The following is a 2,265-nucleotide window of genomic DNA, read 5'->3' on the forward strand; positions in this document are numbered from 1 at the left end:
CCTATATTGTATTGAGTGTATTACATGAAGTAGTACACTTAATACTCATCAGGAAGGAGACATTGCTCTTGCATATTCAACTTGATCCAAGAAGCAACACTCCGATATGGGAACAAATTGTTCAAAATATAAAAGAGCTCGTACTAAAAAATATGTTAGCTCCAAGTGATAAACTTCCTTCTGTACGCGAGCTTGCTTCTTTGCTCGTTATAAATCCAAATACAGTAAGTAAAGCTTATCAAGAATTAGAGCGACAAGGGATTATTGAAACATTACGAGGAAAAGGAACATTTGTAGCCCAATCGATTACCCCAACATTAGACGAAAGGAAAATCGCTATGGTTGAAAAGCAATTTCATCAATTATTACTAGAAGCCTCTTATCTTGGGATTACGAAAGATAAAATTCACGATTGGATAGATTCATACTATAAAGAGATTGGAGGAAATACAGATGTTGAAAGTGACAAACTTGAAGAAAACAATTGATAACCAAACGATTTTAGACGATGTTTCTTTCACATTACAAAAAGGTAGTATCGTCGGATTGCTCGGAAGAAATGGTGCAGGGAAAACAACTTTATTACGAACGATGGTCGGCATTTTAGACCCCGATGAAGGAACTGTTACATATGAGGATACAGATGTTCATAAGCATCCTGAAATTAAACAAAAAGTTGTATACGTTCCAGATTCTACTAACATATTAAACGGATATACAGTGAAGGAAATCGTAAAGTTTTATAAAGCAGTTTATACAGCAGTTGATGAACAATATTTTTATGAAATATTAGAACGTTTTAATTTACCAAACAAACGCATTCGTAGTTACTCAAAAGGAATGAAAGCACTGCTTGCGATCATTTTAGCTTTCGCTGCAAAAGCAGAATATGTCATTTTAGATGAACCGACAAACGGACTTGATCCTATCGTTAAAAGACAGATTCTACAATTTCTCGTTGAAGAAGTAGCAGAAAAAGAAATTACAATTTTCATCTCCACTCACCATTTAGATGAAGTTGAAAAAATTGCCAATACAATCATTATTTTAAAAGGACATACAGTAGATTCTATTACATCACTAGATGATGCAAAATCACGATTTGCTAAAGTACAAGTTGCTTATGAACGATTACTACCTCAAAAACTAGAAAACTTAAGCAATATTAAAATATTAAATCAAACAGGAAAAGTATATACAATCTTAATTGAGGGAAATGTGGCTACAACACTGGAGAAGTTTTATAAAGAGCAACCAATACTCATTGAAGAATTATCAATGTCACTTGAAGATGTCTTCGTTACGACACTTGAGGGGGATGGGTATGTTTCATAAGGCGTTATGGATGTGGAATTGGAAGCGCGGGAAATATGCTGTACTACTGTTCTTCTTTAGCACACTTTATATTTTATCTGTCGGATACTATAAAGCAGCCGAGCAACAACTTACTGAATATCACGATTTACAAGAAAAGGGAACGTACTATTATTTCTATTATTTTGGATTTGGGGAAAGTAATAGCTTTTGGTTAACTGTTCTTATCATTGCTTTAGCTTGTTTATTGATGGGATGGGAACGTAGTAACCAGTCTAATACTTTACTTATGACGATGCCATTTAAAAGAAAAGATATTTTTTTATCTAAATGGGCTTTTGGTTCATTTTGTATTGTAGGCTCATTACTTATAAATTGGATCCTTATCTATGTTATTTATAGAACGACAATTCATTTTGATTATCAATCATTTGGACCATTTCATCGATACTTTCTTTATGTAATTGTCTCTTATGTTGCAGTATATACAGCTGCATTATGTATCGGTACTTTTACTGGAAGCGTTGTTTCGCAAGTCGTTTTTTGTATTCCATGGCTTCTAATGGGGCTTACATTTATTCCATTAGTGTACACTTTTACAATAAACCATTTACATGCTACAGATACTAGAAATAACAACTTGTATGAACAACTTCATGAAATCAATCAAAAAACAAATATAGTTGCACCAATATATAATTATACGATTCGTTACCACTATGATCCAAAATCACGTAAGAAAGAAAACGATCCAACCACTTTAAGAGATCCGGCAAATCATACGTATTATTCAGCTAAGTCAGTGCTAGTTCCTATTTTCTATACGATGTTCTATTTACTACTTGGCACATATTTATATACACGATCGCCAAATGAAAACACTCAAAAAATATTTATTTTCCAAAAACATTTACGAATATGGATATGGGGGGGCAACCATTTATTTTGCAT

At 33.1% G+C, this 2,265-nt stretch carries 2 protein-coding genes and 1 pseudogene; all 3 read left to right on the top strand.

The window, feature by feature from the left end:
• The first annotated feature begins 68 nt into the window (after positions 1–68).
• Positions 69–488, top strand: a complete 420-nt coding sequence (locus tag AB3X49_RS21720; RefSeq protein ID WP_002033900.1) for a GntR family transcriptional regulator — start codon at positions 69–71, stop codon at positions 486–488.
• Entirely contained in the window at positions 454–1,335 is an 882-nt protein-coding gene (locus tag AB3X49_RS21725) for an ABC transporter ATP-binding protein (RefSeq protein WP_367964683.1), read from the top strand. The genes AB3X49_RS21720 and AB3X49_RS21725 overlap by 35 nt, the downstream gene beginning before the upstream one ends.
• Positions 1,325–2,265: pseudogene (locus tag AB3X49_RS21730) on the top strand (ABC transporter permease); the annotation flags it as partial. The gene AB3X49_RS21725 and the pseudogene AB3X49_RS21730, both read left to right, overlap by 11 nt.

It is taken from the genome of Bacillus sp. C30, assembly GCF_040838255.1.
GTDB classification, from domain to species: domain Bacteria; phylum Bacillota; class Bacilli; order Bacillales; family Bacillaceae_G; genus Bacillus_A; species Bacillus_A mycoides.